At 65.2% G+C, this 23,482-nt stretch carries 25 protein-coding genes; 14 read left to right on the top strand and 11 right to left on the bottom strand.

What is annotated here, in order from left to right:
* Positions 1 to 214: 214 nt before the first annotated feature.
* The 7 genes from petA (at position 215) to J6595_RS08280 (ending at position 7,814) form a co-directional block, all read left to right on the top strand.
* Positions 215 to 775: a ubiquinol-cytochrome c reductase iron-sulfur subunit gene (gene petA, locus J6595_RS08250; RefSeq protein WP_209593982.1), complete on the top strand. Its 561-nt coding sequence runs from the start codon at positions 215 to 217 to the stop codon at positions 773 to 775.
* A gap of 19 nt (positions 776 to 794) precedes the next feature.
* Complete coding sequence (locus J6595_RS08255; protein ID WP_209593983.1) at positions 795 to 2,090, top strand: cytochrome b; 1,296 nt, start codon at positions 795 to 797, stop codon at positions 2,088 to 2,090.
* Between the two features lie 24 nt (positions 2,091 to 2,114).
* Positions 2,115 to 3,050 carry a cytochrome c1 gene (locus tag J6595_RS08260; RefSeq protein ID WP_209593984.1) on the top strand — a complete coding sequence of 312 codons (936 nt, stop codon included), beginning with the start codon at positions 2,115 to 2,117 and terminating at the stop codon, positions 3,048 to 3,050.
* Between the two features lie 162 nt (positions 3,051 to 3,212).
* Positions 3,213 to 3,533 (top strand): heme-degrading protein HmuQ, encoded by a 321-nt coding sequence (gene hmuQ / locus J6595_RS08265; protein WP_209593985.1) that lies wholly within the window; start codon positions 3,213 to 3,215, stop codon positions 3,531 to 3,533.
* A gap of 7 nt (positions 3,534 to 3,540) precedes the next feature.
* On the top strand, positions 3,541 to 4,098 hold the full coding sequence (locus J6595_RS08270; RefSeq protein WP_209593986.1) for an adenine phosphoribosyltransferase: 558 nt from the start codon (positions 3,541 to 3,543) through the stop codon (positions 4,096 to 4,098).
* A gap of 639 nt (positions 4,099 to 4,737) precedes the next feature.
* Positions 4,738 to 6,603, top strand: coding sequence for a Na+/H+ antiporter NhaC family protein (locus tag J6595_RS08275; protein WP_209593987.1), 1,866 nt, complete (start codon positions 4,738 to 4,740; stop codon positions 6,601 to 6,603).
* Between the two features lie 275 nt (positions 6,604 to 6,878).
* Positions 6,879 to 7,814: an OmpA family protein gene (locus J6595_RS08280; RefSeq protein WP_209593988.1), complete on the top strand. Its 936-nt coding sequence runs from the start codon at positions 6,879 to 6,881 to the stop codon at positions 7,812 to 7,814.
* Between the two features lie 143 nt (positions 7,815 to 7,957).
* Here the strand turns inward: J6595_RS08280 and J6595_RS08285 are convergent, their stop codons facing one another.
* Positions 7,958 to 8,887 (bottom strand): LysR substrate-binding domain-containing protein, encoded by a 930-nt coding sequence (locus tag J6595_RS08285; RefSeq protein ID WP_245197706.1) that lies wholly within the window; start codon positions 8,885 to 8,887, stop codon positions 7,958 to 7,960.
* 211 nt (positions 8,888 to 9,098) lie between these two features.
* Here J6595_RS08285 and minC point away from each other — a divergent pair, with 211 nt between their 5' ends.
* The 4 genes from minC (at position 9,099) to J6595_RS08305 (ending at position 11,208) form a co-directional block, all read left to right on the top strand.
* On the top strand, positions 9,099 to 9,872 hold the full coding sequence (minC, locus tag J6595_RS08290; RefSeq protein ID WP_209593989.1) for a septum site-determining protein MinC: 774 nt from the start codon (positions 9,099 to 9,101) through the stop codon (positions 9,870 to 9,872).
* A 35-nt stretch (positions 9,873 to 9,907) separates the two neighbouring features.
* The gene (gene minD / locus J6595_RS08295) at positions 9,908 to 10,723 is read left to right on the top strand and encodes a septum site-determining protein MinD (RefSeq protein ID WP_209593990.1); all 816 of its coding nucleotides are present in this window, start codon (positions 9,908 to 9,910) and stop codon (positions 10,721 to 10,723) included.
* Positions 10,720 to 10,983, top strand: a complete 264-nt coding sequence (minE, locus tag J6595_RS08300; RefSeq protein ID WP_209593991.1) for a cell division topological specificity factor MinE — start codon at positions 10,720 to 10,722, stop codon at positions 10,981 to 10,983. The genes minD and minE overlap by 4 nt, the downstream gene beginning before the upstream one ends.
* A 75-nt stretch (positions 10,984 to 11,058) precedes the next feature.
* Complete coding sequence (locus J6595_RS08305; protein WP_209593992.1) at positions 11,059 to 11,208, top strand: hypothetical protein; 150 nt, start codon at positions 11,059 to 11,061, stop codon at positions 11,206 to 11,208.
* Between the two features lie 134 nt (positions 11,209 to 11,342).
* On the opposite strand, the gene J6595_RS08310 is transcribed toward J6595_RS08305, so the two are convergent.
* From J6595_RS08310 to J6595_RS08335, 6 genes are all read right to left on the bottom strand, one after another.
* The gene (locus J6595_RS08310) at positions 11,343 to 11,636 is read right to left on the bottom strand and encodes a type II toxin-antitoxin system RelE/ParE family toxin (protein WP_209593993.1); all 294 of its coding nucleotides are present in this window, start codon (positions 11,634 to 11,636) and stop codon (positions 11,343 to 11,345) included.
* Positions 11,633 to 11,914, bottom strand: a complete 282-nt coding sequence (locus J6595_RS08315; protein ID WP_209593994.1) for a type II toxin-antitoxin system ParD family antitoxin — start codon at positions 11,912 to 11,914, stop codon at positions 11,633 to 11,635. The genes J6595_RS08310 and J6595_RS08315 overlap by 4 nt, the downstream gene beginning before the upstream one ends.
* Positions 11,915 to 12,007: 93 nt before the next feature.
* Positions 12,008 to 12,337, bottom strand: a complete 330-nt coding sequence (locus J6595_RS08320) for an HNH endonuclease (protein WP_245197707.1) — start codon at positions 12,335 to 12,337, stop codon at positions 12,008 to 12,010.
* A 479-nt stretch (positions 12,338 to 12,816) separates the two neighbouring features.
* Positions 12,817 to 13,437 (bottom strand): 2,3-bisphosphoglycerate-dependent phosphoglycerate mutase, encoded by a 621-nt coding sequence (locus J6595_RS08325; protein ID WP_209593995.1) that lies wholly within the window; start codon positions 13,435 to 13,437, stop codon positions 12,817 to 12,819.
* A gap of 120 nt (positions 13,438 to 13,557) precedes the next feature.
* A complete protein-coding gene (gene dapB / locus J6595_RS08330; protein WP_209593996.1) occupies positions 13,558 to 14,367 on the bottom strand; it encodes a 4-hydroxy-tetrahydrodipicolinate reductase in 810 nt (269 codons plus the stop codon).
* 110 nt (positions 14,368 to 14,477) lie between these two features.
* Entirely contained in the window at positions 14,478 to 16,376 is a 1,899-nt protein-coding gene (locus tag J6595_RS08335; protein WP_209593997.1) for an ABC transporter ATP-binding protein, read from the bottom strand.
* A 154-nt stretch (positions 16,377 to 16,530) separates the two neighbouring features.
* Between J6595_RS08335 and J6595_RS08340 the strand changes: the two genes are divergently transcribed.
* Entirely contained in the window at positions 16,531 to 17,109 is a 579-nt protein-coding gene (locus tag J6595_RS08340; RefSeq protein WP_209593998.1) for a GNAT family N-acetyltransferase, read from the top strand.
* An 11-nt stretch (positions 17,110 to 17,120) separates the two neighbouring features.
* Here J6595_RS08340 and J6595_RS08345 read toward each other — a convergent pair whose 3' ends face one another.
* The 3 genes from J6595_RS08345 to J6595_RS08355 all read right to left on the bottom strand — a co-directional run bounded on the left by J6595_RS08345 (position 17,121) and on the right by J6595_RS08355 (position 19,649).
* Positions 17,121 to 18,281 (bottom strand): YihY/virulence factor BrkB family protein, encoded by a 1,161-nt coding sequence (locus J6595_RS08345; protein ID WP_209593999.1) that lies wholly within the window; start codon positions 18,279 to 18,281, stop codon positions 17,121 to 17,123.
* 126 nt (positions 18,282 to 18,407) lie between these two features.
* A complete protein-coding gene (locus J6595_RS08350; RefSeq protein ID WP_245197708.1) occupies positions 18,408 to 18,800 on the bottom strand; it encodes a DUF2794 domain-containing protein in 393 nt (130 codons plus the stop codon).
* 144 nt (positions 18,801 to 18,944) lie between these two features.
* Entirely contained in the window at positions 18,945 to 19,649 is a 705-nt protein-coding gene (locus J6595_RS08355; RefSeq protein ID WP_342453133.1) for a Crp/Fnr family transcriptional regulator, read from the bottom strand.
* 257 nt (positions 19,650 to 19,906) lie between these two features.
* On the opposite strand from J6595_RS08355, the gene J6595_RS08360 reads away from it, so the two are divergent.
* Positions 19,907 to 20,143, top strand: a complete 237-nt coding sequence (locus J6595_RS08360; protein ID WP_209594001.1) for a hypothetical protein — start codon at positions 19,907 to 19,909, stop codon at positions 20,141 to 20,143.
* A 417-nt stretch (positions 20,144 to 20,560) separates the two neighbouring features.
* Positions 20,561 to 22,015 (top strand): glutamate synthase subunit beta, encoded by a 1,455-nt coding sequence (locus J6595_RS08365; protein WP_209594002.1) that lies wholly within the window; start codon positions 20,561 to 20,563, stop codon positions 22,013 to 22,015.
* Positions 22,016 to 22,111: 96 nt separating this feature from the next.
* Here the strand turns inward: J6595_RS08365 and J6595_RS08370 are convergent, their stop codons facing one another.
* Entirely contained in the window at positions 22,112 to 23,479 is a 1,368-nt protein-coding gene (locus J6595_RS08370) for an SGNH/GDSL hydrolase family protein (protein WP_209594003.1), read from the bottom strand.
* Positions 23,480 to 23,482: the final 3 nt, after the last annotated feature.

Below are 23,482 nucleotides of genomic sequence, written 5' to 3' on the forward strand. Positions count from 1 at the left end.
ATCAAACAATTCTGCTTGCAATGCAGCGACACGTTGCCATGGGGCAAGCTTCGGCACTGGACAAGCCCCGGCCTTCCCGCTTAGAACCGCTGCAATCATCGCGGCGGGGGGCGTGGTTGTTCGTCTTATGGCCATTCGCATGTCGCGGCGACACTGATCTCGTCAGTCGGCTGGCCGTCCGTTCCGGTCCAGCATCCAGGGAGTTGCAGCGACCGTGAGCGTCCACGATACCGCCGAACCGAATCGCAGGGACTTTCTTTACATCGCGACAGGTGCTGTTGGGGCCGTGGGAGCGGTTTCGCTTGCCTGGCCTTTCATCGACCAGATGAATCCGGACGCCGCAACGCTAGCACTCGCCGAGATCGACGTCGATGTCAGCCAGGTTGCGGAAGGCCAGTCGATCACCGCCAAATGGCGCGGCAAGCCGGTCTTCATCCGCCAGCGCACGGCGAGGGAAGTGGAGGAGGCGAAAGCCGTCGATCTCGGATCGCTCAAGGATCCGATCGCCCGTAACGCCAATTTGCCGAGCGATGCCGATGCGACGGACGTCAATCGCGCCGCCGAAGGCAAGGAACAGTGGCTGGTGATGATCGGCGTGTGCACCCATCTCGGCTGCATCCCGCTCGGCCAGTCCGGCCCTTACGACGGCTGGTTCTGCCCGTGCCACGGTTCGGCCTACGACACCGCAGGGCGCATTCGCCAGGGGCCTGCACCGACCAACATGGCGATCCCGCCATTCGAATTCACGTCCGACACCAATATCCGTATCGGCTGACTGGGGGGCAGCAAAACCGATGAGTGGTCATTCTTCCTACGTACCCTCCAAGGGTTTCATGCAATGGCTGGACGCGCGGCTTCCGCTGCCCCGGCTGATGTATGATTCCTTCGTCGCCTATCCGGTGCCGCGCAATCTGAACTACGCCTATACGTTCGGCGGCATTCTGGCGCTGTTCCTCGGCGTGCAGATCCTGACCGGCATCGTCCTTGCGATGCACTATGCCGCCAATTCGGCGATCGCCTTCGATTCGGTCGAAAAGATCATGCGCGACGTCAATTGGGGCTGGATGCTGCGCTACATGCATGCCAACGGCGCGTCGTTCTTCTTCATCGCCGTCTATGTCCACATCTTCCGCGGCCTTTACTACGGCTCCTACAAGGCGCCGCGCGAGATCCTCTGGATCCTCGGCGTGATCATCTTCCTGCTGATGATGGCGACGGCCTTCATGGGCTATGTGCTTCCCTGGGGCCAGATGTCGTTCTGGGGCGCGACGGTGATCACCGGCTTCTTCACCGCCTTCCCGCTGATCGGCGATTCGATCCAGCAGCTCCTGCTCGGCGGTTTCGCAGTCGACAATGCGACGCTCAACCGCTTCTTCTCGCTGCACTACCTGTTGCCGTTCATGATCGCGGGTGTCGTCATCCTGCACGTGTGGGCGCTGCATGTCGCCGGGCAGACCAACCCGACCGGTGTCGAGGTGAAATCGTCCAAGGATACCGTGCCGTTCACGCCGCATGCGACGATCAAGGACGGCTTTGCCATGGTCGTCTTTCTCATCCTTTTCGCCTACATGATCTTCTACCTGCCGAACTATCTCGGCCATGCCGACAACTACATCGAGGCGAACCCTCTGAAGACGCCGTCGCACATCGTGCCGGAATGGTACTTCCTGCCGTTCTACGCGATGCTGCGGGCGATCACCTTCAACATCGGACCGATCGATTCCAAGCTCGGCGGCGTGCTCGTCATGTTCGGCTCGATCATCGTCCTGTTCTTCGTGCCCTGGCTCGACACGTCGCGCATTCGTTCGACGGCGTTCCGGCCGATGTACAAGATCTTCTTCTGGATCCTCGTCGCCGACTGCATCTTCCTCGGCTGGCTTGGCTCGAAGCCGGCGGAAGGCATCTATCCGGCGCTGGCTCTGGCCGGGACGATCTACTATTTCGGCCATTTCCTGATCGTCCTGCCGGTTCTTGGTCTCGTCGAGACGCCGAGACGGTTGCCGGGTTCGATCACCGAGGCGGTGCTCGCCAAGAACGGCGGCGGCGGTGCGCCGGTCGGTGCGGCTGCCGCACCGGACACCAAGGGCTGAGGGACGAACGTGGGGGACAGACCGATGAAGACACTCCTGTCGGCTTTCTTGGCCGCCGGCCTGATGGCCATGCCGCTCGGCATCGCCTCGGCCCAGGAAAACCAGGGCTCCGGCGCGTCGGTGGAGGCCAATTCCGATGCCGCTACCGAAGACGCGGGCGAGATCGCGGCGGAGGAGGGGCATTCGGAATCCCCGCATTATCCGTTGAAGAAGCCGGAGGAGCTCTCCTGGTCCTTCGCCGGCCCGTTCGGCCACTGGGACATCGCCCAGCTGCAGCGCGGGCTCAAGGTCTACAAGGAGGTCTGCTCGGCCTGCCACGGCATGCGCCTCGTCGCCTTCCGCAATCTGGAAGATCTTGGCTACAACGAAGCGCAGGTGAAGGCCTTCGCGGCGGAATACACGATCCAGGACGGCCCGAACGCCGACGGCGAGATGTTCGATCGCCCCGGCATCGCGTCGGACTACTTCCCGTCGCCCTTCCCGAACCCGGAGGCTGCCGCCGCGGCGAACAACGGCGCGGCCCCGCCGGACTTCTCGCTGCTTGCCAAGGCGCGGGCCGTCGAACGCGGCTTTCCGACCTTCCTCTTCGATCTCTTCAGCCAGTATCAGGAAGCCGGGCCGGACTATATCCACGCGCTTTTGACCGGATACGATCAGGAGCCGCCGGCCGAAATCGCGGATCTGATCCAGGACGGCACCTACTACAATCCGTACTTCATCTCTGGCCCCGCCCTCGCCATGCCGACGCCGATCGCGGACGACCAGGTGGAGTATCCCGATGGCGCGCCACAGACGGTCGATCAGTATTCCCGCGACGTCTCGGCCTTCATGATGTGGGCGGCCGAGCCTCATCTCGCCGAACGCAAGGCGACGGGTTTCGTGGTGATGATCTTCCTGGTCGTCTTCGCTGGGCTGCTCTTCGTGGTGAAACGCAGGGTCTGGGCCGGCACGCCGCACTGAGCGATGCCGCCACGCTCTCGTGACTTCGGGTGATCGAGCAAAGGGGAGCGCGAGCTCCCCTTTTTCGTTGGAAAGTCGTGCCTCCGGATGCAAGAAGGGGAAGACTGCGCGCCCGGCATCTGGGCCTTCGCGCGATCGCTGTCCACGGGAAGAGGAAACGCCATGTATATCGCCATGAACCGCTTCAAGGTGCTGCCCGGCGCGGAGGAGGAGTTCGAACAGATGTGGCTGAACCGCGATTCCAAGCTGAAGAGCGTTCCTGGCTTCGTCGAATTCCACATGCTGAAGGGACCGGAAGGGGAGGGCCATCGCCTCTACTCCTCGCACACGGTCTGGGAGAGCGAGGAGGCCTTCGTCGCCTGGACGCGGTCCGAGGCCTTCCGCGCGGCGCATGGGAGCGCCGGCGGCACCCGCCCGCTTTATGCCGGCCATCCGAACTTCGAGGGCTTTGCGGTCATCCAGACGATCAGCAACGAGGCCTGAGGCGACGATGAGCACCCGCGCCATCTTCGACGCGTCGAGCGACTTCCACGACGTGATCCGCACGATCCCGGACTATCCGAAGCCCGGCATCATGTTCCGGGACATCACGACGCTGCTCGCCAGTCCCGAAGCCTTCCGCTCGGCCGTCGATACGATGGTCGCGCCCTACAGAAGCGAGGGTGTCGCGCTCGTGGCGGGGATCGAGGCGCGGGGCTTCATCCTCGGTGGCGCGATGTCCCACCAGCTCGCGGCCGGTTTCGTGCCGATCCGCAAGAAGGGCAAGCTGCCCCACGAGACAATCCGCGTCGCCTACAGCCTGGAATACGGCGTCGACGAGATGGAGGTGCACCGCGATGCCGTGGCTCCCGGAACCCGTGTTCTTCTCACCGACGATCTGATCGCAACCGGCGGAACCGCAGAGGCCGCCGTGAAGCTCTTGCGTGAGCTCGGCGCCGAGATCGTCGGCGCATGTTTCGTGATCGATCTGCCCGAACTCGGCGGCCGCAGGAAGCTCGAGGCGATGGGTGTGTCAGTCAAGACCCTCGTCGCTTTCGACGGCCACTGACGTTTCGCCAGTTTTCAGCGTCAAGCGCTGCCGGTTTTCGGCCGGCATGATGCCGGGCGCGCAGACCGCGTGACCGCGTGTCCGACGCTTGGCCACTTGTTCCAACGGCGGCCTCGGCGACGAGATTTCGAACGTTCTGCCTGACAATCCGGCCCGTTTGCGGAAGGAGCCGACCGGCTGCGTACCGCTCGCGGGAGGCGCGCGGGTGCCAGATTCGTAGGGGATTCGCCGCGAAAGCTTAGGTGTCTACAGTCTGAAATTGCAGAATCTTGACGGTTTGGTGTCGACAATATGTCCGCGCGTCTTAGCATCTCAGAGGTGCGACGATGACATGGCTAGCGGACAAGGCGTCGTAGTGCCTCGACGGTTAGTCGTGGTGTGTCGGAAGTCGCATTTCATTTTGACTGAGGAGCCGATCGCATGTCGCAACCCGCATCGCATCTCCGCCCCTTCGGCCGACACCACATCAGCTCCGCCGTTGCGGACTTGACGCTCAGGCGACTTCTTCTCCGCTTCATCATGCTCTTCTTCGCTGTTCTGGGCGCGACGTCCGCGTCGGCGCAGGACGAGGGCTCTTCGGGCGGTTCCTCGGCAAGCGATGCGCCGTTGGAGCTGTCTTTCGAGCCGCCGAAAGTCATCTTGGGCGGGATCCCGTTCGAGCAGGATGTGAAGTCCAACATCCGGCCGCAGGAGCCCGTGGCGATCGAGGTGGGAGGTGAGCGGTACGAAGCTGCGCCGGACACCTTCGAGGCGAATGAGGACGGGCTCGGATTCACCTCGACGATCAAGGACATCACCGCCACGGGCGAGAATGCGACGCTGGCGCTCGTTGCCGGCGGCCAGACGAGCCAGGAAGCCGAGGTGCCGATCATCTGGGGCTGGCTGTCGCTGATCCCGGCGCTCTCGGCGATCATCATCGCGCTGGTGACGCGCCAGGTCGTCCCCTCCCTGTTTCTGGGCGTCGCGCTCGGTGCCTGGATGACCTACGGCCTCTCGCTGCCGGGCATCTGGTACGGCCTGCTCGATACCATCCAGGTCTACATCCTCGAGGCGCTGGTGCCGCCGGACGGTTCCAAGAGCCACATGCAGGTGGTGGTCTTCACGCTGATGATGGGCGGCATGATCGGCATCATCTATCGCAATGGCGGCGCCCATGCGATCGCCGATCGCATCGCCTCCTTCGCCTCCAATCGCCGCCGCACCCAACTTGCGACCAACGGCCTCGGTTTTGCGATCTTCTTTTCCACCTATGCCAACAGCCTGATCGTCGGCAACACCATGCGGCCGGTGACGGACCGCATGCGCATCAGCCGCGAGAAGCTCGCCTATATCGTCGATTCGACCGCCGCGCCGCTCGCGTCGATCGCCATCATCTCGACCTGGATCGGCTATCAGCTCGGCCTGATCGAGGATTCGATCGGCGCGATCGGCTTTCAGGAAAGCGCCTATTCGATCTTCCTCAACGCCTTGCCCTACAACTTCTATCCCATCGTCGCCCTGGTCTTCGTCGTGTCGATCGCCGCGATGGGGCGCGACTTCGGCCCGATGCTGAAGGCCGAGCGGCGGGCGGCTGAGGAGGGCCACGTGACCCGCCAGGCGGCAAAGGTCGCAAGCTCGGACCAGGAGGGTGACGACGAAACGGAAGAGGGCGGCGAGCTGTGGCTGAAGGAGGGCGTCACCCAGCGCTCCATCAACGCCCTTCTGCCGATCGCGGTGCTGATCGTCACCGTGGCGGCCGGCCTCTACGTGACCGGCGAGGGCGACACGATCCGGGAGATCATCGGCTCGGCCGAAGGCAACAAGGCTCTCGTCTGGGCGGGCCTTCTCGGCGTCCTGACCGCCGGCGGGCTGACGCTGGTCCAAGGGCTGATGCCGATGAAGGAGATCGTCGCTTCCTGGTTCGACGGGCTGAAGTCGGTGCTGTTCGTGATGATCATCCTGACGCTCGCCTGGTCCCTCTCGGCCATGGCCGAAGATCTCCACACCGCAGCCTATCTCGTCTCGGTGCTCGGCGACACGATCGCCCCGCAATATCTGCCGGCGCTCCTGTTCCTCCTGTCCGCCGCCGTCTCCTTCGCGGTGGGAACCAGCTGGGGCACCATGGGCATCCTCATGCCGCTCGCGATCCCGCTGATCTGGAGCCTGATGGAAAATGGCGGCATCGCCGATCAGGAGCACGCCTACATCCTCTATGCGACCGTCGGCACGATCCTCGCCGGCAGCGTCTGGGGCGATCACTGCTCGCCGATCTCGGACACGACGGTGATCTCGTCGGTCTCGGCTGGTTCCGACCACATCGACCACGTGCGCACGCAGATCCCCTACGCGCTGACCGTCGGCGCGCTCTCCATCGCCATCGGTCTGGTGCCGACCGGATTCGGGGTGCCCTGGTGGATCACGCTGCCGCTGACCATGCTGGCCGCCGTCCTCGTCGTCCGTTTCGTCGGCTCGGTCGTGACCAGCGATGAGGCGCAAGGCGAGGCGCAGGCCCAGCCTGCCGAGTGACGCCGAACGATCGATGGGGGCTGCGCCGCAGTCGCCATCGATCGCATCGCTCGCGAGACCGGCGCGTCACAACGAGTCGGGCACCGATTTGTCGGTCAGGAGAGAGTCGGGGGAGAGCGGCCCGGCTTCCGGACAACAAATGGAACACGTCTGCATCCGCTCGCATCCCGGCACCCAAGCATCCAGACGGTATAGTGCCGAAGGTTATTCTGTGGCATGATCGAAACTGTCGGTCACCGATGATTTCCCTCCCTCCTGTCGAAGGATGCAGAGAAATGTCGTTCAAGATGATCATGATCGCCGCCGTCTTCATCGTCTTCGAGACATGGACCGCTGCCGCCCAGGAGGGGACGGTCGTGCGCCCCTTTGCGGATTCCGAGCAGGTCAACAGGCCGTTTGCCGTCGATTTCGACGTTCTGAACTACTTTACCCTCCTTGAAGGGAAGGCGGCCGAAAGCGCCGAGATCGAGGGGCAGGTCCGCTCCGCTCTCTATGCGTGGCCGAAGGGCAAGGCGGCGATCGAAATACGGCGCAGTTTCGAGCGGGCGCTCGATGAGGCGGGCTTCGAGATCCTCGTCAATGCCGAGATTCCGCAATTCTCCAACGCGGAAAAGGCCCTGAACGCCTTGCAGGAGAAAAATCGGCTCGGTGAACGCGGCTTTGGTTACGCCGCCCAACAGGTCACGGTGTTTCCCGGCCACTACCTCTCGGCCAAACGCAGCAGGGACGGCCAGGAAACCGTCTTTGCCCTCACCATCAGCCGCAACCAGCCGCGCTATCTCATGGAGGAAGCGACGAGCGCCGCCATGGCGGAAGGGTCGGTCGAAGTCAGTGCCGAAGCGCTCGTCGGCGAAATCGAGGAAGCCGGCAAGGCGGTTCTCTGTGGCGTCCAGTTCGATACCGGAAGCGCGGTGATCCGGCCCTCGTCGGCCGGCTCGTTGCAGACCATCGCCGACGTCCTGAACACGCGCGAAGGGGGCTTCTACATCGTCGGCCATACCGACGACACTGGCGGGTTCGAGATGAACATGAAGCTGTCTGAGGAGCGCGCCGCCGCCATCGTCAAAGCGCTGGTCGAGGACCATGGGATCGATGCGGGCCGTCTTCGTTCCGGCGGCGTCGGGCCGCTGGTGCCGCTCGCCTCGAACGGCAACGATGCAGGCCGCCAACTGAACCGGCGGGTCGAGCTGGTGGAACAGCTGCAAGAGTAGCATCCGCTTCCGGCCGCTGCCGCCCGTGCGAGAGCAGGTGGAGCGGATTGGCGCGACGATGTCCCGGCGGCGGTGCGGGTGCCTTCAGAGACTTTACCGACGCCTCATCGTCTTCGTTCCGCGGCGACGCAGGCTCGGCCCATTCATGCTTTGCCGAAATTCGACAGATAGCCGAGCAAGGCGGTGACGGCTTTGGTTCGATGGCGCCGGCTGTGGGTGAGCGCGGAGAAGCTGCGCTTCGCGCCGGCAAGCGGAATGGCGACGATGCGGCCGAGCGCGACGTTGGGGGCGGCGGCCTGGGCGGAGACGACGCTGGCGCTCTTGCCGGCCGCCACGGCGGCGAGCACCGCCTCGTTCGACGGCAGTTCCAGCATGACCTTCAGATCGTCGAAGCGACCGCCGAAGGCGCCGAACCAGGCTTCAAATTCCGATCGCGTCCCCGACCCCTCTTCGCGCAGGATCCACGACGTCTCGCCGAATTCGGCCGGTGAGAGGGCGCGCCCTTCGGTAAACGGGTGGTCCGGCGCGCAGACCACGACGAGATCGTCAGTCCCGACGACGATTTCCTCGACTTCGCCGGCCTCGACGGCGCCTTCAACGACACCGACATCGACGGCACCCTCGATCAGCCGCTCCACGACCTGGGCGGTGTTCGCGACCGAAAGCGTCATCTCGACATCGGGGAAGCGCTCGTGAAATCCCATCAGCGGGCCGGGCAGCCAATAGCTCGCAACCGTCTGGCTGGCGGCGATCCGGACGCGGCCGCTGGTCCGTTCGGACAGATCCTGCAGCATCAGTGACGCCGTCTCGACCCGGTCGAGGATCGCCCGTGCTTCGGGAACGAAGGCCCGGCCGGCCTCGGTCAGCTCGATGCGCCGGCCGATGCGGTCGAACAGGGTCACGACATGCCTGGCTTCCAGCGCCGCTACGGCCGCCGAGACGGCGGACTGGGTGAGGTTCAGCATCTGCGCCGCGCGGGTCACGTGCTGGCGCTCGGCCACGGCGAGGAAGATGCGGAGCTGTTCGAGGGTCATGAGGAGGGTGTTTCCATGCAGCAGTTCGTTCGTTTTCATCGATCAACCGCAAAAGTTCAATCCGCCGCATCGATCGATCTGTCTTCCAAAGGTCTCAATTTCACCACGCCGCCGCCTTTCGCTGGCTGCACGAGCGACGGATGGGGGCGCGCCCGATTCGAGTCAGCCCGGCGCAAACTCCCGTGGTTAATTCTTGTTAACCGGTTCACCCCATCCGCAACCGAACCTTTGGACCCCAGCCCGGCGCACCATGACAAAGACGACTGCAAAGACGCTGACCGACACCCGCCCGATTCGTCTGAAGGGACGCTCCTTTCTGGCGCTGGTGCTGTCGCCCGAATTGCCCTTCTCGAACTGGCTGGAGCGGCTCGACGATCTTGCGGCCCGGTCGACCGGTTTCTTTCTCGGTCGCCCGATCGTTCTCGATCTCGAAGGCCTCGACATCACCCAGGCCGATCTGAAGGACCTTCTCGGCGAGCTTGGCGAGCGCGGCGTTCGCGTCATGGGCCTCGAAGGGGCGCGTGGCTCGCTGATCGGTGCCAACATGCCGCCCTTGATGAAGGGCGGGCGGCCCGCCGGCGACATCGAGCCCGAAGCCTCGGCGGCGCCCGCCGCGCAGACGGGAGCGGCGGCCGCGGCATCCGACGACAAGGCGGACAAGAAGCCCGAGCCGCGGGCCGAAGCGCCGCGCGCCGTTTCCTCCATCGTCATTGCCGAACCGGTGCGCTCCGGCCAGTCGATCGTCTTTCCCGAAGGCGACGTGACAATTCTGGGTTCGGTCGCCTCGGGGGCGGAGGTCGTCGCGGGCGGTTCGATCCACATCTACGGCACCCTGCGCGGCAGGGCCCTCGCCGGCTCCATCGGCAATGCGACGGCGCGGATTTTCTGCAGCAAGCTGGAAGCGGAGCTTCTGGCGATCGACGGGCTCTACAAGATGCCCGACGACATGGACCCCAAACATCGGGGCCAGCCCGTCACGGTCTGGCTCGAAGGCGACACCATCAAGGCCGAAAGGCTGGCCTGAGGCCATGACAGGCCGGGCAGAAGCAGGAGACTGACATGGCGAAAGTGATCGTGGTGACATCGGGCAAGGGCGGCGTCGGCAAGACGACGTCCACCGCCGCCCTCGGGGCGGCGCTTGCCCAGCGGGGCGAGAAGACGGTGGTCGTCGACTTCGACGTCGGCCTCAGGAACCTCGACCTCGTCATGGGCGCCGAGCGGCGGGTGGTCTACGACCTGATCAACGTCGTTCAGGGAGACGCCAAGCTCACCCAGGCGCTGATCCGCGACAAGCGGCTCGATACGCTGCACCTCCTGCCGGCCTCCCAGACCCGCGACAAGGACAATCTGACCGCCGAGGGCGTCGAGAAGGTGATCGACGAGCTGCGCCAGAGCTTCGACTGGATCATCTGCGATTCGCCCGCCGGGATCGAGCGCGGCGCGACGCTTGCCATGCGCCATGCCGATGCCGCCGTCGTCGTGACCAACCCGGAAGTGTCCTCGGTCCGCGATTCCGACCGCATCATCGGCCTCCTCGACGCCAAGACCAAGAAGGCGGAAAACGGCGAGCGCATGGAGAAGCACCTCCTGCTCACCCGCTACGACCCGGCCCGGGCCGAGCGCGGCGACATGCTCAAGGTCGACGACGTCCTGGAGATCCTGTCGATCCCGCTGCTCGGCATCATCCCCGAATCCATGGACGTTCTGCGGGCATCGAATCTCGGCGCCCCGGTGACGATCAACGACGCCGGCTGCGCCCCCTCGCTCGCCTATCGCGACGCGGCCCGCCGTCTCGCCGGCGAGCAGGTGCCGATGACCATCCCGGGCGAGCGTCGCGGCTTCATCAACAAGCTCTTCGGTCGGAGGGCTGCATGAGCCTCTTCAGCTTTCTCAATCGGCGGAATACCGCGCCGATGGCGCGCGAGCGTCTGCAGGTTCTGCTCGCCCATGAGCGGGCCCAGGTCGGGCACGCCGACCTTGTCGGGCTGTTGCGCGAGGAAATCCTTGCCGTGATCGCCCGCCATGTCCAGCTCGACGAGGACAAGGTGACCGTCTCCACGCAAAGGGGCGAGAACGTCTCGACCCTCGAGGTCGACATCGAGATCCCGGCGACGGCGAGCGTCCGCGCCGCCTGACATGACGTCACAGGGTCTCTTGCAATGGCCGCCGATCGGCATGAGGCCGGGGCGGCAAGACGAAAGGACAAAGGCATGAGCCGAGCACAGATGATCACGCGGTTGCAGGAACTGCAGAAGATGCCGAAGTTCGAAAAGCGGGACATACGCTCGATCGCGGGCTTCTTGCCGAACGAAGCCTTGGAAAAGCACGTCCAGGCCTGCGAGGAAGCCGCCGCGCGCTGAGGCGCCTGCCCCTCGCGTCCCACCGGACGCGGGTTGCGGCTCCCGGTCGGCAGATTGCCGACGGTCAACGATTGCAGGGCGCCTGCCGCATGATGCGGTGGGCGCCTTTCGTTTGATGGGCGATGAGCGGACGGTCAGAGACCGAGATCGGCGCCGCCGTAAAGGATGCGCAGGATCACTACTCGGTCAGGCTCGACGAGGAAGGCCACGGCGACGCGTCGCTCGAAGCCGATGACGCGCAGGCCCGGACGGATATCAGTTCGAAGCGAACCGCGTTCGGCGCCATATTCGAGGCTTTCGCAGAAGGTCCGAATCCGCAGGTCGTACCCTTCGGCGACGACCGGGCTCGCAGCAGCCGCGATGGTGCCGTAGATCCAGTCGAGATCGTCGGCGGCCTCTGGAGCGTAGATGACGCTCCTTCGCTTCACCTGCTTCCGGTCGAGCCTGCCGCGTCGCGGCAGCGTGCCCGTTCGGCCATCTCTTCAGGCGTCAGGAAGCCATTCTGATCGGCCTGCCACCGATCATAGCTTCCGGCCACCTCATCGCGCAGCCAGCGCTCGATCTTGCCGTCCCGTTCCTCAAGGGTGCGCAGCCCGTCCCGGATGACGTCGTCCGCGCTTGCATACGCACCGGAGGCCACCAGCCGGTCGATGAAAGCCGCCTGCTCCGGGGACAAACTGACCTTGCGTGTCGTGCCGGCCGTCACGAGTTGGCTCCACGTTGTTTTGCAGAACGCTAGCACAAGCGCCGGCTGCCCTCCATAGGCCGCGGCGCCGGGGTTGCGGCTTCGCCTCGGGGTCTATTTCCGCCTCTTCGTCGGCGCGTGAAAATCCGGCGGCTTGCCGGCAATCCAGTCGAGGAAGGGGCGCAAGGCCGATGCCTGACGAATGTCGTCACCCGCGGCCGCGATGCGGGCGAGTTCCAGATTGGTGAAGGTGGCGTGCAGCGTCCGGTGGCAGATGGGATGGACCGGGACGGTCTTTCTGCCGCCGCGGCTCTTCGGCAGCGGATGATGCCACTCGACGCGGCGGCCGAGAGGGCGTTCGCACAGCCAGCATGTCTCGGGTACCGATGAGGTGCCAGAGGGCAGGGGAGGACCGGCCGCGCGGTCGGAAGGTCGTCTTGCCATCGCCGAGAAAGATGGGGCGGACCAGAGCCGGCGTCACCCGCGATGCTTCGTCCCAGCCGGTCGATGGCGTGCCGGGGGCACAGCGGGCATAGCATCAACGCCTCGTCATCCCGGGCTTGACCCGGGATCCATTCCAAACCGCTGACCCCGCCGCGCAGTTCGACATCCAACGCACTACAGCATCGGGCGATAACTTCGCATCGCCCGATGCTGTAGATTATTCTATTTGGCGCGCCGGCTTAACGAAAAACCGGATTCCACTTTTTCGCCCGGCGCTCTGATTTTTCTGAAACGAAAAGCCGCTTCGACGCCGAGGAATGGATCCCGGCTCGGGGGCCGGGATGACGAAGACTGGGGGCATGAGCCCACGCTTTTGATACGAGGTGAGAGCCGCCGACGACGACGGGGAGGATCCGTCCGACCGCTCGCCGGCTTGGCAGACGCTCGATGCCTGCTCAAACGATCCTTGCGGGCCGGCTTCAGTCCTTGAGAACCCGCTTCTCCGCAACCGTAGTGTCGGCATTCAGGCGGTAGATGATGGGCACGCCCGTCGCGATTTCCTCGCCGACGATCTCGTCGGGCGTCATCCCGTCCAGCGCCATCACCAGCGAGCGCAGGGAATTGCCGTGGGCGGCGACGAGGACGGTGCCGCCGGCCATGACCTTCGGCAGGATCTCGTGAATGTAATAGGGCCAGACCCGCGCGCCCGTATCCTTCAGGCTCTCGCCGCCGGGAGGCGGCGTGTCGTAGGAGCGGCGCCAGACATGCACCTGCTCCTCGCCCCATTTTTCCCGGGCGTCGTCCTTGTTGAGGCCTGCGAGGTCGCCATAGTCGCGCTCGTTCAGGGCGACGTCACGGGTGATCGAAAGCCCGGTCTGGCCCAGCTCCGTCAGCATCAGGTCGAGCGTGCGCTGAGCTCTGGACAACTGGCTGGTGAAGGCGGTGTCGAAGGTAAAGCCTTCCGCCTTGAGCTTGACGCCTGCGGATTTCGCCTCTTCCACGCCCTTTTCCGTCAGGTCGGGGTCTTTCCAGCCGGTGAAGAGGTTCTTGAGATTCCACTCACTTTGGCCGTGGCGCACGAGAACGAGAATGCGGGACATCGAGGGTGCCTTTCGATCGAAGCTTCGAAACTAAAGTTTAGGGCGCGCGGGCCCCAAGTCGCGGCGCGTCATGCGACTTCGCGGGGCGTGACATGCGTCGAGGCCCCGTGCCGCCCGCCATCAGGCGTTCAGGCCGAGAACGTCGCGCATGGAATAAAGCCCGGCCGGCTTGTCCTTCGCCCACAGGGCGGCGCGCACGGCGCCCCTGGCGAAGATCGCCCGGTCGCCGGCGAGATGCGACAGCTCGATCCGTTCGCCCTCGCCGGCGAGGATCACCGAATGTTCGCCGACCACCGAGCCGCCGCGCAGGGTGGCAAAGCCGATCGTGCCTTCCTCGCGCGGACCGGTGATCCCGTCGCGGACGCGCACGGCGTGATCCGAAAGAGCGATGCCACGGCCCTTGGCCGCCGCCTCGCCGAGGAGGAGCGCGGTGCCGGAGGGGGCGTCGACCTTGTGCTTGTGATGCATCTCCAGCACCTCGATGTCGAAGGCGTCCGGGCCGAGCGCCCTGGCCGCCTGTTCGACGAGGACGGCGAGGAGATTGACGCCGAGGCTCATATTTCCGGATTTGACGATGGTTGCGCCGGAGTTGGCGGCGTTGCCGATGGCGTCGTCGTCCTGCGCCTCGAAGCCGGTGGTGCCGACGACATGGACGAGGCCTTTGTCGGCCGCGTGCCGCGCCATTTCGACGGAGACGGCGGGGGCGGTGAAGTCGATAATTCCATCCGCACCGTCGATCGCGGCGTCGATGTCGCTTCCGATCGTCACGCCATTCTCGCCAATCCCGGCCATCAGGCCCGCATCGCTTCCCAGCGCCGGCGAGCCGTCGCGCTCGATCGCGGCGTGGAGCGTCGCGCCCTGCGTCTCGGCGATGACCTTGACGAGCGTGCGGCCCATCCGGCCGGCGGCTCCCAGAACGACGAGCTTCATGGTTTTCCTTTCACGCGGCGACGCATCGAGCTTTGCGCTACTACGGTCCACCCGGCGGATTGGTCAATCCGTTCCGCCGTCAGGGCGTTCGTTTGGCGGGCCAGGCGCGCTCAGCCTCTGGCCTCGGCGAGATCGGCCGAGCGGCGACTGCCACCGGCCTGCAGCCCGTAGAACCGGGCATAGAGCCCGCCATCGCGATCGACGAGGTCCTGATGGGTGCCGCGTTCGGCGATCTGGCCGCCGTCGATGACGAGGATCTGGTCGGCATTGGTGATGGTCGACAGGCGATGGGCGACGACAATGACGGTGCGGTTCTTCATCGCTGCATCGAGCGCTGCCTGGACGAGGGTTTCGGAGCGCGTGTCGAGGGCCGAGGTCGCCTCGTCGAGAAGCAGGATCGGGGCGTTGCGAACGAGCGCCCGGGCGATCGAAAGACGCTGGCGCTGGCCGCCCGATAGGGTCATGCCGTTTTCGCCGACCGGGGTGTCGTAGCCCTGCGGCGCGGCGAGGATGAACTCCTCGGCCTGGGCCTGGCGGGCGGCGTCCTCGATCTCCTCGTCCGTGGCGTCGGGCCGGCCGAGGCGGATGTTCTCCCGGATCGTGCCCTCGAAGAGATAGGGCGCCTGCGGGACATAAGCGATCTTGGAGCGCAGGGAGCGCTTGGTCACGTTGCGGATGTCCTCGCCGTCGACGGTGATCGATCCCTCCTGAACGTCATAGAATCGCTGGAGGAGAGCGACGATGGTCGATTTGCCGCCGCCGGAGGCGCCGATCAACGCCGTCGTCTTGCCGGCCGGCGCGACGAAGGAGAGGCTGCGAAGCACCGGCTCGCCGGAGTAATAACCGAAGGTGACGTCGTTGAACGCGATCTCGGCGCGCTGGGTGGTCAGGGTCTTTGCGCCGGGAGCATCGGGCTGGCGCGGCTCCATGTCGAGGATTTCGTAGATCATCGAGGCGTTGACGAGCGCGCGCTCGAGCTGCACCTGCAGCTTGGCGAGGCGCCGCGCCGGATCATAGGCCAGAAGCAGCGCCGTGATGAAGGCGAACATCGAGCCCGGCGAATAGCCGTAGACCACAGCGCGGTAGCCCGAATAGCCGATGACGCCCGCGATCGCGAGGCCTGCGACCATCTCGGTCACGGGGCTGGTGCGTTCGGTGATGCCGGCGATCTTGTTGGAGCGCTCCTCGGCCTTCAGGATCAGCCGCTCGATGCGTTCGCGCAGCGGGGCTTCCATGGTGAAGGCCTTCACCACGGTGATGCCTTGTGCAGCTTCCTGCATGGACGCGAGCACCCGGGCATTGATGTCGATCGCCTGGCGCGTGGCAGCGCGCAGCTTGCGGGCGAGCTTGCCGATCATCAGGACGATCGGCGGGCCGGCGAGAAGCGCGATGCCCGAAAGCACCGGATCCTGCCAGATCATCACCAGTATGAGGAAGACGAGGCTCAAAGCGTCGCGCGCCAGCGACGTGACGGTGAGGTTCAAAGTGTCGCGAATGCCGGAGACGTTCTGGTTGATCCGGGCGGCGAGATGGGCCGAGCGGTTCTCGGCGAAGAAATCCACCGATAGTTCGGTGATGTGGGCAAACAGCCGGCGCTGATAGCGCGCGACGATGTTGTTGCCGATCCGCGCCAGGACGACGGCCTGTCCGTAGCTGGTGATGCCGCGGATCGCGAATGTCACGAAGACGATGGCCGGCAGGGTGAAGATCGCCGCGCGGTTCTGCTGGACGAAGATCTTGTCGATCACGTCGCGCATGATCCAGGCGAGGAACGCCGTGCAGCCCGACCCGACCACCAGACAGGCGATGGCGATCGCATATTGCCGCACGAAAAGGTGGCCGTTCTCGCGCATGATGCGCCGGATGAGGCCAATCACCAGCCCGCGCTGCTCCGGCAGGACAATCGAAAGCTTCTTCTTCTTTTTCTGACTCACGCCTTCGTCCCGTCGCTGCTCGTTGGGTTGTGTAGCGCCTTCGCACGGGCAATTGAACCGAGGGCTTATGCCCATGATGGAAGGCGCCGCAATGGGCGAATGGTCCGAATGCGGTCAACTATGGGCAAAAATGCTGCGAAAACGTTGCAGGAATGCATCCAGCGGGATGGAATGTCGGAACGATTCGCCCCTGGCCGCAGTGCTTGGGGCCTTGTGAAAAGGAATTCCCATGGCCGGCGCCTATGTGCTTCGTCCCGCCGAAGAGGCTGATCTGCGGTCGATCACCGCCATCTATGCGCATGAGGTCGAGACCGGTACGGCAACCTACGAGCTGGCCCCGCCTGACGAGGCGGAGATGAGGCGCCGCTTCCTCGACTTGAAGGCGAAGCACTATCCCTATCTCGTCGCCGAGGATCACGACGGCGCGGTGATCGGCTACGCCTATGCCGGCACGTTTCGGGTTCGTCCCGCCTATAACTGGTTCGTCGAGGATTCGATCTATCTGGCGCCGGAGGCGCGAGGGCGGCGCGTCGGCACGGCGCTTCTGACCCGATTGATCGAGGAATGCGAGCGGCTCGGTTTCCGCCAGATGCTGGCGGTCATCGGTGGTTCGGACAATCACGGCTCGGTGCGCCTGCACGGGAAGCTCGGCTTTCAGATGATCGGGACGATGCCGGCGACGGGGCTGAAATTCGGCCGTTGGGTCGATACCGTCCTGATGCAGCGGCCGCTCGGGGAAGGGGCGCAGACCATTCCCGACAAGACCGCCTATCCGGGCGACTTCACCGCTCTGCCATCGTCCGACTGAGGCTGCCGCGATCAGCCCCGGCGGCCGGACCGCGACAGCCCGGCCACGGCAACGAGCGCGATGGCGGCGGGCACCGCGGCGGCGATCCACTGGTCGCGCTGCCGGTGCCGGTATCCGGCTCCATCGTAGAGCGCGTCGATCTCTTTCTTCAGCGAGGGGTCCTTCTCAACATAGAGCCGGCCCCCCGCGACCGAGGCATCGGCCACCCGATCGGCCATGGTGGCGCCGCGCTCGCCCATCGGCTGCTCCGGCCCGGTCGTGGTGTCGCGGGCGGTCTGATGCTCCATCTCCGAGTTGAGCTCGCCGCCGACGATGAGGATGATCACCGTCAGCCACATCCAGGTCATCATGCCGATCAGTGCGCCGAGCGAACCGTAGGTCGCGTCGTAGGATCCGAAATTCGCCGTGTACCAGGAGAACAGCAACGAGACGATGCCGATCACGACGACGGACAGGATGGCGCCCGGCGTGATCCAGCGCCATCTGGCATTGGCGCGGCACGGGCCCCAGCGGTAGAGCGCAGAAATGCCGAGCGTCACCAGAGCGAGCGTCGCGAGAATGCTGGCTCCCGTGATGGCCCATTCGGTCCCCTCGCCAAGGCCGACGAAATTGAGAACGATCGGCAGGACGACCGTCAGCGCGATCATCGTCATTGCGGACGCCATGAGACACAGGGTGAAGGCGAAGGTGATCAGCGTCAGCTTGATGAAGGAGCGTTCTTCTCGCTCGTCATAGGCGACGTTCATCGCTTCGAAGAGCGCCTTCACGCCGGCATTGGCGCTCCAAAGCGAGATGGCGACCGACAGGACAAGCGACAGGCCGAGCGTTCCGTTCGCGGCGCTGGTCAGGCGTGTCAGCTGCTCGTCGACGATCTGGACCGCGCCGCCGGGAAGCAGCGTCGAAAGCGCCGAAATATGCTGCTGTACCGTCGACGGGTCGGCGACGAGGCCGTAGACCGACACGAAGGCTGCCATCGCCGGGACCATGGCGAGGAGGAGATAATAGGTTACACCGGCCGCCACGAGCAGCACCCGGTCGTTGGAGATCTCCGAGAACACGCGAAGCAGGATGTTCTTCCAGCCGGGCTTCGGAATCTCCCTTGGAGCGGTCGCCCGGAGCCCGAGCCTGTCGGCCATCGCGTCGCTGGATTTGTTTGCGGTCGGCTTCGCCATCAATTCGTCCCGGTCTGCTCTATGAGCGCAGACATCTATTGCGGGACCGAGCGATCCACAGGTGCAAAATCCGGCCGCATTTCGTTAGCCGGCTATAGTCTGACGACCGCGATGGGAGATCGTCCCTCAGCCCTTGTCGGCGAGGCGCAGTTCGCGGTCGAAGACCTTGAGGACGGCATTGAGGTCGTGGCCGCGTTTCATCACGAGGCCGCCTGCCGCGACCACCTGATAGGCGCCCTGACGGCGGGCGAGCTTGGGATCCTTGACGATGCGGTAGAGCGGCATCTCGCTCGTGCGACGGAAGACCGAGAAGACCGCGCGATCCTTGAGCATGTCGATGGCATAGTCCCGCCACTCGCCGCTGGCGACCATCTGGCCGTAGACCTTCAGGATTGCCGAAAGTTCCCGCCTGTCGAAGGAAACGACCGCGGCGCGTGCGTTTCTGGTCGGAAATGCAACGAGATCGGCGGATGACCGGCTGGTCGCAAGACCGGTGTCGTTCACGGAAGATTGCGTCAAGACGTCCCCTGTCTTTCCGGATCGGCGGCCGGCCAACGCCGCCCGCCATGACGATATGGTGACACGAAACGGCGTTTCGAGCAAAGCGATCCGGCCGGCACCGACACATTCCGTTAAGATGCAGCGAAGCCCGTGAAGTTGCGGCTACTCCATATCCGCGAGCAGCCTGAGGCTCTTTTCGTCGCGGATGATCAGCCAGCCGTCCTTGAGATCGACGATCTCCTGTCGCTGCCAGCCCTTCAGGCAGCGATTGACGTTTTCCCGCGCGCTGCCGATCATGTTGCCGAGTTCGCTCTGGGAGAGCGAGAGCCGCACCGGACGCCTCGCGCTCGCATGGGCGGGCTCCTCCAGGATGCGCAGAAGCGCCCGCGCAAGCCGCGTGGCGATGTCGAGAAACGCCAGTTCCTGCATCCGCTCGTCGGATCGGCGGAGCCTGGCGCACAGGAGCTCCAGAAGCCGCAGCGCGCCTTCGGGATGGCGGCCGAGGACGGCGAGTACGTCCCGCCGTTCGAGAACGAGGACTTCGACATTGGTGAGCGCGCGAGCGTCGGCCGAGCGGTATCCGCCGTCGAAGAGGGCGACCTCGCCGAAGACTTCGCCCTGGTGGCAGTCCTTCAAGACGACGTCCCGCGCGGTCGAGGTGACGATGGCGATGCGCACCGAGCCCTTCACGATCGCCATCATCGTCTGGCCGGGATCGCCGGCCGAGAAGATCAGCTCGCCGGCGGCGAAGGTCTTCGAATAGGCATGGGCCGAAAGTTCCTCGCGAGTCGCTTCGCTGACCGCCTCGAACACCATGCAGCCGGCAAGGGCGGCCATCTTGTCGTTCGGTCTGGCTGCGTCGGCCACGGCAGTGCGTCCTTTCAACGGCAGGTTTCGTCATCCCAGCATAGGAGTTGTGCAAGACGAAGTCACGATGACCGCGGCTGTCGGGGCAGGGGGATGCTCGCTCAGGTCAAATCGTCTGCCTGCCGCGCCTGTGACCTCGGTCACTGAAGCGGGGAGGGGGTGCCTTTAGGGTCATCACATCGGCGGACGGGACGAGCCGCCGAGGACCCCAACCCCGGGCCACGACAAATGGCCCCGATCGAAAAAGGACTGCCCCCATGCTTCGCAAGACCATCCTCGCCCTCGCCACCACCGCCGTCGTCGCCGGCGCGACCATGGGCGGCGCCCAGGCCCACGGCTTCAAGGTCGGTTTCGGCCATGGCCATCACACGCACTTCTCCGGCAAGGGCTTCGGCTACAGCCACTGCAAGATCATCAAGAAGAAGGTCTTCGTCGGGTACTCGAAAGTTGGCCATCCGATCTTCCGGTTCAAGCGCGTCAAGGTCTGCTTCTGATCGAGGCCAAGCGCCGTGACGTCTTTCCCAAACCCCGGTGCCCGCGCGGCTCCGGGGTTTTCCGTCTGGTGCCTACCGCGGATTTTGCCCGCATCGCCGATCGGCAGGCCGCATGCGCTTCGACCGGCTCCAAGGACAACGACAGGTGTGACGCCGTCACAGCGCCAGAGCTTTCTGGTTCACCGTCCTGCAGTTTGCCGCGGAGGCCGCCCTCCTTGCTACAAGGGCCTGGAAAAGGAATAAGGCATCTTGTCGTCAGTGATGGGGCTTGCCGATACCGCCAGGATGGGGCAGTAGGGCTGTCCTAACAAAAACAAGACAGTTATGGTGTATGCGCCGCAGCATTCGTGCGATGCGGGCCGCGAACGCGGCGCGGCACGAACGGCGCTCAGGAAGCGACGAAAGTTGGGGGTGCGCATGGGCAAGGTGACCGGATTTCTCGAAATCGATCGGCAGACCCACAAATATCAGCCGGCCTCCGACCGGATTCGCCATTTCCGTGAATTCACTCTGCCGATGTCCGACGAGGAGGTCGGCAAGCAGGCGGCCCGCTGCATGGATTGCGGCATTCCCTATTGCCACGGACCGACGGGCTGCCCGATTCACAACCAGATCCCGGACTGGAACGATCTGGTCTATCAGGGCGACTGGGAGACGGCGATCCGCAATCTCCATTCGACCAACAACTTCCCCGAATTCACCGGCCGCATCTGCCCTGCGCCCTGCGAGGAAGCCTGCACGCTGAATCTCGAGGACACGCCGGTCGCGATCAAGACCGTCGAGCAGGCGATCGCCGACAAGGCCTACAAGCTCGGCCTGATCCGGCCGCAGCCGGCCGCGCAGAAGAGCGGCAAGCGCGTCGCGGTGATCGGCTCGGGCCCGGCCGGCCTCGCCGCCGCCCAGCAGCTCGGCCGCGCCGGTCACGACGTCGACGTCTTCGAGCGCGAATCGCAGCCGGGCGGCCTGATGCGCTACGGAATTCCCGACTTCAAGATGGAAAAGCACTGGATCGACAAGCGCGTCGATCAGATGCGCCAGGAGGGTGTGACCTTCCATTGCGGCGTCAATGTCGGCGTCGACAAGACGGTCGAGGAGCTCCAGGGCGAGTATGACGCCGTGCTGTTCTGCGGCGGCTCGGAGACCCCGCGCGACAGCGGCATTCCGCAGGAGGGGCTGACCGGCGTCTACGATGCGATGCCTTACCTCGTGCAGCAGAACCGCCGCGTGGGCGGCGAAGGCATCCGGAGCAGCGGCTGGCCCGCGGAGGAGATCTGGGCCGGCGGCAAGCATGTCGTCGTCGTTGGCGGCGGTGACACGGCGTCCGACTGCGTGGGAACGGCGTTCCGGCAGGGGGCGGTGAAGGTCACCCAGCTCGACATCCGTCCGCAGCCGCCCGAAACCGAGGACAAGCTCACCGTCTGGCCGTACTGGGCAACGAAAATGCGCACGTCCTCTAGCCAGGCCGAGGGCGCGGTTCGCGAGTTTCAGATCGCGACGCTGGAATTCATCGGCGAGGACGGCGCGCTCGCGGGCGTCAAATGCGCCGAGGTGGACGAAAGCCGCAAGCCGATCGCCGGGACCGAATTCGTCATCAAGGCCGATCTCGCCTTCATCGCCATCGGCTTTGCAGGCCCGCTCGCCACCGGTTTCCTCGCCGATGCGGGCGACGCCCTGAAGACCCGCACGGACCGGCGCGGCAACGTCTCGATCGCGGCGGACGACGAGCGCTATCTGACCTCGCTCGATAAGGTCTATGCCGCCGGCGATGCGCGGCGTGGCCAGTCGCTGGTGGTCTGGGCGATCCGCGAGGGACGCCAGGCGGCACGATCCATCGACCTTCAGCTGATGGGCAAGACCACCTTGCCGCGATAGGCGATGCCGGCCCGGGACCTGACAGGATCACGGGCCAGCTCCGCCGCGTCGCGGCAAAGCAAGGTCCAGGCTGATCCTGCTCGGCTGCAGGCGGAGCTACTTGTCGCCTTTGGCTGCCTGATTGTCGTTCGACCAGTCGTCCATGATGGCGTCGAGGATGGTCGGCATCGCCTCGGGCGGCTTGATGCCCTGTTCCTTGCGAACCTTCTTCAGGTCGATGGATCCGCGATAGGCCACCGGCTGGTCGTCCGAGGCGACGGCGCCGGACTTGTCGTTCCAGGCAAAATCGTCGGCCCGGCCATCGACATGGCCGGTGCCGCGCCCGGTCAGGACAAGCTTGTCGCGTGGGGAGGCTTCCAGCGTCATGCCGATCCTCGTCGCGTTGCCGCCGAGCAGAGATTCACCGCCGTCGAGCGAGGGGTCGTCGAGCGCGACCGGCGGCGAGCGCACAGCCGTCGCGGCATTGGCGAGGGGCGGCAGCTGCATCCCGTCGGGCTGGCCGCCGAGCGCGACGGGCCCATCCGCCGAGACGAAGCGGTCGATCGCCTTCTTGGCGAAGAAGGCAAGCTTGTCGTCGCCCGCATCGGTCATCGAGATGCCGTCCGAATTGCGCAGCTGGACGGTCTGGCCATCGACGCCCGGCCCGCTGTAGATGAAGCCGTCGGTCTCGTCGACGAACCCCTCCCACACATCGACATATTCGCCGGAGACCTTCTGGGCGGCCTGCCGGTAGAGATCGTTGAGATAGACCATGTCCTCGCTCATCCGATCGAATTTGAACGGCGGCGCGCCGACCCACACGAGCGGCACCTTGCTCTTTTCGACGATGCCGGCGATCTCGTCCACGCGCCGTTCATATTCGGCGTTCCACTCCGGCGAGCGGACGCTGACCTTGCCGGATGGCCCGTCGATCGGCTGGCGGTCGTTGGCGCCGAGCATCACCACGACGACGGCCGGCTTGTCCGCATCGATCAGCGGCCCGAGCTCCTTGCTCCAGTCGTAATGATCCTGGCGAACGAGGCCGGACGAGCCGCTGACGGCCGACTTGACGCTGACGCCTTCGTTGTCGCCATAAGCATCCTTCAGGCCGCTGGCGAGCGAGGCGGCGAGAAAGTCGCCGACCACGAGAACGGTCTTGGCGTCTTTTGACTTTTCCGGCGTGGCGGGAGCGGCGACGACAGGCTTCGGCGCCGATTTGCGGGCGCGCGTCTTGCGGCGGGCGGGCCCGGGAGACGCGGCCCGGGCGGGCGGCTTGGAATAGCGCGGCACCACGCGGTAGGGCTGGCGGCGCTCGCCGCCGCCGAACAGCATGTCGAGGATGGTTCGCGGCCGCTGCTGGGCCTGTGCGGGCGAGGAATGCACCAAGAGGTCGCCCGCCAGAAAGGCGAGCATGACGAGCAGCGCGGTGGCGATCGACCCCCGTCGCCGCCGGCTCCCTCCCAATGTCTCGCCAGCACGTCCCATTCG

Origin of the sequence: Jiella mangrovi, from assembly GCF_017815135.1 — a bacterium.
GTDB lineage: Bacteria > Pseudomonadota > Alphaproteobacteria > Rhizobiales > Rhizobiaceae > Jiella > Jiella mangrovi.